The sequence below is a fragment of the Pedobacter sp. 05L430 genome (assembly GCF_056397585.1).
Genome location: NZ_JBFTNT010000344.1, coordinates 1 through 7,245, shown reverse-complemented (window position 1 = coordinate 7,245; position 7,245 = coordinate 1). Strand labels below are relative to the sequence as shown.

Below are 7,245 nucleotides of genomic sequence, written 5' to 3'. Positions count from 1 at the left end.
GTCTAATAGTATTGACTTGTAGATATTCCGCTGTAGTACGCCTCGATTCCACTACAAAATGGTTCTCCGTCACTTTTACTGAAATATACAAAAAAACTATAAAGCTACAAGTCAACCAGAAACAAAGAAAAAAGAACCTGACCATGATTTATGATACAGGCTCTTTTAATCGATGAACTGGCTTAATCAATTAGACTTATTTATTTGATCCATATGTGAATCTTTTATTTTGAGATTGGTCTACTGCAATCACCATATTTTCATTCGTTTCCACCTTGCCATCAACTTCAGTTTTATAGCTGGCGGTGATCGGGCCACCCTCTAAATTAACAACACTAATGCTCATTTCCCCAAAATCAAATGGTTTTACGGTTTCGAATACATATGTTTTTGTGGTGCCTATAAAGCTTTTCTCGTCTATTAGTATACTTTGCTGATTACCCTGCGACGTGCCATTCATTTTCCAAACAGGGGCTCCGTACTGGCTGGCATCATGGTTTCCGGCACTTACCTGAACATCTACCTGATCGTTTTGATCTGCGCCTGTTACTGTAACTGTCATTTTCATTGAAATTTTATTCCCGTTATCCGGGTTATCGCCAGGTTTCTTTTTGCATGATGCTAAAGACAAAACACCTAGTGATATGACCATAACTGTTAATAAAGATTTTTTTGAGATTGATTTCATAATTGTTTTTTAAGATTTGTTATTATTTGATTGTTTTTCATGTGTAGTAGAAGTATTGCTAACCTATTTATCTAAAGCGTCTGTAAAACAGCAATAATACTAAGGCCAAAATGCCTAAAGTAGACTCTATGACCAGCCATTGCGAACCAAATTCGCCCAAAGGCCCATCAACCAAGATTGTTATCAATCTAGAGATAGAATAGGCTAGCCAAAACAGTGAAAGAAAAATGAGTGCCTTTTTTACATCCTTTAACAAAAGGTGAACCAGAGAAAAGCAAATAACTAAACCAACGCCACCATATATGCCTCTTATGGAACTTATTGCATCTGTATTAGATAATTGCGTAGCTACCAAATCCATAGTTCCCTGTGGATTATAAATTGATAAAACACTAACATAAGCTATACTGAAGATTGAAAAACCAATATAAATTTGACTACTGATTTTGGTGATTTTCTGTGTATTCATTGTTGTTTCAACTACTGGTTCCTTTTAAAAAGTCCTGCACTTTCATTCGTGTAAATGATGTCTAAACCGCTAGGGGTGCCAGAAGCTAGGGTACATTTATACTCAATGCTCGCATTTTTTAGGTAAAACTTAGCAGGGTCGTCAGCCTCGTTTTTTTTTTGCGGGATACATTGTTAACATCATTGTAGTAAATAAAATAAGTTTTGTTTCATGGATTATTAATTTAAAACTCCAGGGTTTTGAATGCAAAAATGAAACACTGAGAAATGTCAATCGCCCCACGAGGCTTCGTGGCACCTCTTATTGATTAGAATAATGCGTTATTTAAAGTGGTGAAATACTTTAAATACTTAACCATAAATAATATAATTCGCTTTTCAAATAAGCCTATTATAGCGAAGAAATGACTGAGCAATAATAAGAAAACGGCGGACCTACAACGCCTTGTGGTATGTTAGATCGGTTGGTTTTCTGAAAAAATCTGAAGGAGATTTACCCGTGAATTTGCGAAAATTGCGATTGAATGAAGATTTAGAATTGAAGCCACAATCAAAAGCTATCGATAGCAGCGTGTAGTTATGGTTTTTTTCATCAGCAATCATTTTTACACATTCATCTACCCTAAGTGAATTGACATAGTCGTAAAAACTCTTGTTAAATTTAGAATTGATCACTTGCGATAGCACAGCATCTTTTAGCTCTAAGGATTCAGCTAACTTGCTTAGTGTAAGTTCCGCATTTTTATATAGTTTTTCTTGTGCCATTATCCTGTTAAGTTGCTGGAAAATACGTTCAGCTTCGGCATCCGTAAGTGAAGACCAGTCGTATTTTATTTTATTGGGCATTAATGCCACGTTAGCAGGCTCTTCTGAAAGGTTTTCTTTTTGAGTAGAAAAGTTGGGATTCTCAGTAGCAGAGCGGGATGAGGTATTGGCGGTTTTGAATATTTGCTGTTGGCGTACACCTAAAAAACCGATGAAGCATATGTACAACGAGGCACTGAAATAGATACTCTCTGCTTTGGGATAAAAAATAACAAAAACCCAAATTCCAGCGATGCCTACAATCAGGTAACGTAGCCAATTCAAGCTGATTTTATCTGTAGTTGAAAATTCTTCGCTTATTTTTTTCTTATATCGATGCAGTAAAACAATTGCGGCTAATACATAAATAATTCCCGAAATGATGATGCAAATATTGGTGATGATTCCAATGGTTTTATAGTAAGGTGAGGAAAAGCCCTGGTCATAAAGCAACAGCTTTTGCGCTGGGTTTTGTAGCAAAAAAGACATCCATAGAAGATAGGCAAAAGCAACAGGTAAAAAATGAAGTAGCTTTTTCTTGCTAAATTTTATTGGTGTGGTTAGATGAAGGATATATAGATACAAAAAAGGCCCATGCACAAGTGCCAATAAATCTCCCCAGCCTATTAAATTGGGGAATTGGCGATAATTTTCTGAAACCTGCAAATATAAACTGGCTAAGTGAAGCGTTGCTATCAGCTGCCAAATCATGAGTAGCTTATCTGCAGTTATTTTGTTAGGCTTAACTGCTAATAGTACGAACAAGTATAAAGAAATTGCAATGCTGGTGAAGTATAACATGCTGTTATTTTGTATGGATGGCTAGATGTTATTGGTCAACTCAAAAATATGAAATATATTCAAGTTCTTGACCATTGGTTGCAAACAGTAGCTTAAAACCAGTTTTTTGCCAAAAAACAATTTGCCGATTACCTTCTGATAATCAATCGATTTTGAGATATTTCAAAATTGGCGAAACCGGGTCAATCGAATTAGTTTGTCCATGTGTATTCATTATTAATTTCAACTACTGGTTCTTTTTAAAAAGTCCTGCCTTTATGTTCGAACCGGTCGAACCTTCCGCTAATTGCAGGTAATTGCGTTTACTCTGATCTTTTTCGAGCCATATACCAGCGAATAACGCATGGCATTACGGCTACCAGTTCCTCCATCAGTTTGCCAAAAAACGACTGGATTTTTGCAATTAAAAAAAACACAATGGTCGATAACCAGGCCATAACCATTGGCTATAACCCCCACATGCAACGGTAATACATCGACATCTCCAGCAAACAGACATTGTGTTACAACTAGATCGTCCAATCTTTTTCCATCACGCCATATTGGATAGGAACGACGTAGATTGGTTCCATCTATATAAGAGTAATCTGGACTGCCAGTAAATCTTAGGCCTTCAATGGTCACATGGCTAATCTCCGGTTGTATACCTTTTGCTTCTTCTCCGCCTATACCTGGTACAAGCGGCACTGCTGTTACTACAACCGGCATTTTTTGAGGAGTCCAGTCTTCATCGTCAGGCATAACGTCCGCACGAATGACAAGACGGTTTTTAAGGGTATACTTGTCATTGGTGAATACAACGGTTTGTGTTAGCAGGTGTATACCTTCTGATAGGAAGATTGTGGTTGCTCCCTGTTCTTTGTTTAAGTTTACGCGCTTAGCTGCCTCAATAATTGTCTTTAACGGACGTGCCTTATTTCCGGAATTTGTGTCATTACCAGTCTGAGGATTAACATATAATTGTTCTGCCTGTACGACCAGTATGCTCATCATGAGCAGGAGAAGACTAAATGTGTATTTTATCATGTTCTTTTTTTTGTAAAATTAGAACATGCTTATCCTATTAAAATGGTCATTTTGTCTTTAAAATGGTCATTTAAATCTTTTTTCGGTATTGCTGAGGTGTGGTACCTGTAAATTTTTTAAAGAAACGGTTAAAATTAGACGGATCTGAAAAGCCAAACTCGTAGGAAATCTCTTTTGAGGATTTATTTTGACAAAGTTGTTTCTTTATTTCTGAAATCAACTTGTAATGGATCATTTGTTGGGCTGATAATCCGCTAAACTGCCTGCAAATTTTATTCAGGAATCCAGAGCTGACATTCAGCATTTTTGTATAGGCCTCAACACTTTGGTCATTCACAAATTTCTTTTCCAGCAAGGATCGAAACCTATAAAAATCTGGATGGACAAAGGTGTCTCTTTGAACATTGTAGGCACCTGCATAATATCGATTGAGAAGTACGAGCAATTGATATAAAAGGGATCTGATCAAATGATTACTATCATTCTGAAGCTGCCTAAACTCTTCTTCTATTGCATATAAAAGCTCCAGACATTTTACAAATGGCACCTCGGATAGCTGCATGTCGTTTGGACGTGAATATTGATGGAAATATTGAAACCGATATAGGAATAGTTCGTCCGAAAAGAAAAGATGGAGAAAGTCTTTTTCAAAGAACAATACATAGCCCCTTACATCTTGCTCAATTTCCCAACAACGCACCTGTCCTGGACTTGTGAAAATGATCGTTCCTGGGCTTATTAAGGTCTTATTTTCATCTAATGTAAAAATGCCAGCTCCCTCTTCAATGAAAATAACTTCGTAAAAACTAAGTTGATGTAACGTACTATCTAATACATAATGATTCAATGTTTCGATACGTCCAATATCCAACAACAGTTCCGAACCATATTTATATGGGAGAAAATGATAAGTTTTAATTTTAGGGACTACAGCCATTTCTTTTTACAATTTCTTCTCGCCCTAAAGTTAAGGCAGACGACGTAGAAAACCTAGACAGCTGGGAAATCTGCAGACAAGCACTGGGGTAATTTAAAAGAAGCATGTGCTGATTGGCTCAAATACGGAGAACTCTAGCTTTTTAAGGATGAATCTCCAAAACAGTTCAAAAATTGAAATTCACAAGCATTTGCAAATCAAAAAGTGAATAAACTGACCAGATTGGTTTGAACTGAGCGATTCTAAAAAACAAACATAGCTAACAATCAACATGTTAGCTATGTTTCAGTGTACTCATGGAAAACCTTCTGTCACACAGTTTCTTGAAGGATTTGGAGAAATTAGCCAACATTGCAGGTGGTCCGGTTGCAGACCCCATTAGTAGAGACTTTAAGAAAAAGTACCAGCGAAGATTTACCCAAAAAGAAAGCCCAGAGCTCCCATTATCAAAGATTTACGAGATGTACGGCTGTGGTTACCTGAACAAGAAGAAGCCAGAGAAATAATTTGCACAGCTACATGTGTATGTTTTGGTGTGTATGTTTTCACCAAAATATACACACTGTATTACATGGGTTGATCAAAAGTAAATCGAAGAAGGCTATCGGCGTATTAAGCAGCAGGGGCAGCACCTCACAGTTAAGACTAATTCAACTCTTTTATGAAGACTGATATCTTCGATTTATGGTTCATAAAGCGTTTCCAGGAAACAACAAAATACGAACTAAACAGGATAAAGATAATTCCATAAACGAAACCATTTAGTACCACTTCCTTCTCACCAGGCTGGCCTAACAGTTGTAATGCAATATAAAAAACTAAAACACCTCCGACGAGATACAGGATGTGTAGGTCTAATAACATCGAAGTATAGGGATTTCTTCGTTGATAATTGGTACGCCAAGACAGCAAAATGTAAGCAGATACCTTTTTTAATTCTGGCAATAATTTTCTGTCCAGAGTCTTATGTCCTACAATGGGAAATGACGCGAAGCTAGGAACAAGCTTACCATTCACTTCCTGCACATCAATTGAGAAAGCGCAGCCAATCCCGTGATGGGTGTCGAAAGGATTGTGTATCTCTTCGATGACTAGTGGCTGGGACAACAATACCTGTTTCCTCCTAGACCTGATAAACACCGCAAAATCGCTAAACTTAAGCTGGCCATTAATGGCAACCTGCAGGTAATCATAACAGCGGTAAAGATTTCTAGCTAGGTGCAGGTTGACTTCATTTAGACCAATCATTTTCGAAACCGTATAAGGCGCTCCGAAAACATGCGAATTGGTAGTAACCCTACCTAAGTCACACCTGAAAATCTCTGTTAATTTTTGAAGAATAATCATTACCTCTGTGGCATTAAATAACTTCCGCCTCGCTTTAAGCTGACATGACTTTCCCGAATCTGATAAAAACTCAAGTCCATAATATTTAGAAACAATAATGAACATCACCAGTAGTATATCATAAGTCCATAATGGTGATGGTATGGTCGCTGGTCGTTCCAGCCAGACCTTAATACGGTTTTCCAGGTCGGGCAAATTTTCTTTAAACACTGCACACGATTCCCTGATTAATGGGGCATCAGAAACGGACTTCACAATAAACGTGTGTCCAGTAGCAGTCTCCATAGCAAGAAATTCCGTCAACTTTTTCAGTTCATCTTCAACAGCTTTATCTTTCGCCAGTAAAAACATAGACCTTCTAAGTGCCTCGAGTTCGATGGTAGCAGAAGATATAAGTAACCATTTTGTGAAAGTGATGTCCTCTTTGATACCTAGGTTTTGACGATAAGTCACTACAAGGTCGTCAACCCGTTTGGAAATGGCAGTGGCCTGCACGGTTGCCAGGTGCCTGTCATAGTGCTCACCGTATCCGATCAGCTGCCAACTGTCAGTAAATGGTGCTGCCTGATGAACCTCCTTGTCAGCAAGCATATCAACTATCCGACGCTGCATTTTCAGCCCATAATTGAGTAAGCTCTCACTGGCGTGGTATTCTCTGGCTGCGATCCGGTTGATTTTGATTTCAATGCTCCAAAGCGTATTCACTAATTTTTTATCTGCCTCTAGTATATTTTGGTTTGCTAGGAAGGCAGTCTGAATTTGAGTCCAGATAGCGACATCTTTCAAAAAGTAATCGACCAGAGCATACCTGTTTGCGGGTGTAAATTGAGTCGCTTTATTAATTATAGACCAAAAAATTAGTCCATGACTATCTTGTAGCAATGACAAGTTTTCTTTCGCTATTTTCCCTGACCTGACAAGTTCCTGCACGGCGCACTTGGATGTATCTAATTCATACAATAACAAACCTAGTATTTCAACCAGCCAGCGGTCCGATTGCAGTTTATAGTCCATGTTTTGTTTACCTACAAATCTGCGTTCGGAACCTATCGTCAAGCTATTGAGGCCAAAAATCATTTTACCGCTTGTATGGATAAATACGGTGTGCAAGGTTGGAACCGGCACCAACACTGTTTCAGAAATTGGCGAGAGAATCTGCATACACTGTTTCACA

7 protein-coding genes are annotated in these 7,245 nt (G+C 38.0%); 1 reads left to right on the top strand and 6 read right to left on the bottom strand.

Annotation, left to right across the window (positions count from 1 at the left end):
• Positions 1 to 196: 196 nt before the first annotated feature.
• The 5 genes from AC1DG9_RS24300 to AC1DG9_RS24280 all read right to left on the bottom strand — a co-directional run bounded on the left by AC1DG9_RS24300 (position 197) and on the right by AC1DG9_RS24280 (position 4,724).
• Complete coding sequence (locus AC1DG9_RS24300; RefSeq protein ID WP_337715262.1) at positions 197 to 688, bottom strand: hypothetical protein; 492 nt, start codon at positions 686 to 688, stop codon at positions 197 to 199.
• A gap of 67 nt (positions 689 to 755) precedes the next feature.
• Entirely contained in the window at positions 756 to 1,157 is a 402-nt protein-coding gene (locus AC1DG9_RS24295) for a DUF4345 domain-containing protein (RefSeq protein WP_337715263.1), read from the bottom strand.
• A gap of 434 nt (positions 1,158 to 1,591) precedes the next feature.
• On the bottom strand, positions 1,592 to 2,761 hold the full coding sequence (locus tag AC1DG9_RS24290; RefSeq protein WP_337715264.1) for a helix-turn-helix domain-containing protein: 1,170 nt from the start codon (positions 2,759 to 2,761) through the stop codon (positions 1,592 to 1,594).
• Positions 2,762 to 3,043: 282 nt separating this feature from the next.
• Positions 3,044 to 3,787 carry a hypothetical protein gene (locus AC1DG9_RS24285; protein WP_477635397.1) on the bottom strand — a complete coding sequence of 248 codons (744 nt, stop codon included), beginning with the start codon at positions 3,785 to 3,787 and terminating at the stop codon, positions 3,044 to 3,046.
• A 70-nt stretch (positions 3,788 to 3,857) separates the two neighbouring features.
• Complete coding sequence (locus AC1DG9_RS24280; protein ID WP_337715268.1) at positions 3,858 to 4,724, bottom strand: AraC family transcriptional regulator; 867 nt, start codon at positions 4,722 to 4,724, stop codon at positions 3,858 to 3,860.
• A gap of 296 nt (positions 4,725 to 5,020) precedes the next feature.
• Here AC1DG9_RS24280 and AC1DG9_RS24275 point away from each other — a divergent pair, with 296 nt between their 5' ends.
• Positions 5,021 to 5,230 (top strand): hypothetical protein, encoded by a 210-nt coding sequence (locus tag AC1DG9_RS24275; RefSeq protein ID WP_337715269.1) that lies wholly within the window; start codon positions 5,021 to 5,023, stop codon positions 5,228 to 5,230.
• Between the two features lie 139 nt (positions 5,231 to 5,369).
• On the opposite strand, the gene AC1DG9_RS24270 is transcribed toward AC1DG9_RS24275, so the two are convergent.
• A partial coding sequence (locus AC1DG9_RS24270) for a hypothetical protein (RefSeq protein ID WP_477635396.1) occupies positions 5,370 to 7,245 on the bottom strand: 1,876 nt, incomplete at its 5' end.

Excerpts from the sequence above, each read along its gene's own strand:
- AC1DG9_RS24300 (WP_337715262.1), bottom strand. The coding sequence starts at position 688 with ATGAAATCAATCTCAAAAAAATCTTTATTAACAGTTATGGTCATATCA.
- AC1DG9_RS24295 (WP_337715263.1), bottom strand. The coding sequence starts at position 1,157 with ATGAATACACAGAAAATCACCAAAATCAGTAGTCAAATTTATATTGGT.
- AC1DG9_RS24290 (WP_337715264.1), bottom strand. The coding sequence starts at position 2,761 with ATGTTATACTTCACCAGCATTGCAATTTCTTTATACTTGTTCGTACTA.
- AC1DG9_RS24285 (WP_477635397.1), bottom strand. The coding sequence starts at position 3,787 with ATGATAAAATACACATTTAGTCTTCTCCTGCTCATGATGAGCATACTG.
- AC1DG9_RS24280 (WP_337715268.1), bottom strand. The coding sequence starts at position 4,724 with ATGGCTGTAGTCCCTAAAATTAAAACTTATCATTTTCTCCCATATAAA.
- AC1DG9_RS24275 (WP_337715269.1), top strand. The coding sequence starts at position 5,021 with ATGGAAAACCTTCTGTCACACAGTTTCTTGAAGGATTTGGAGAAATTA.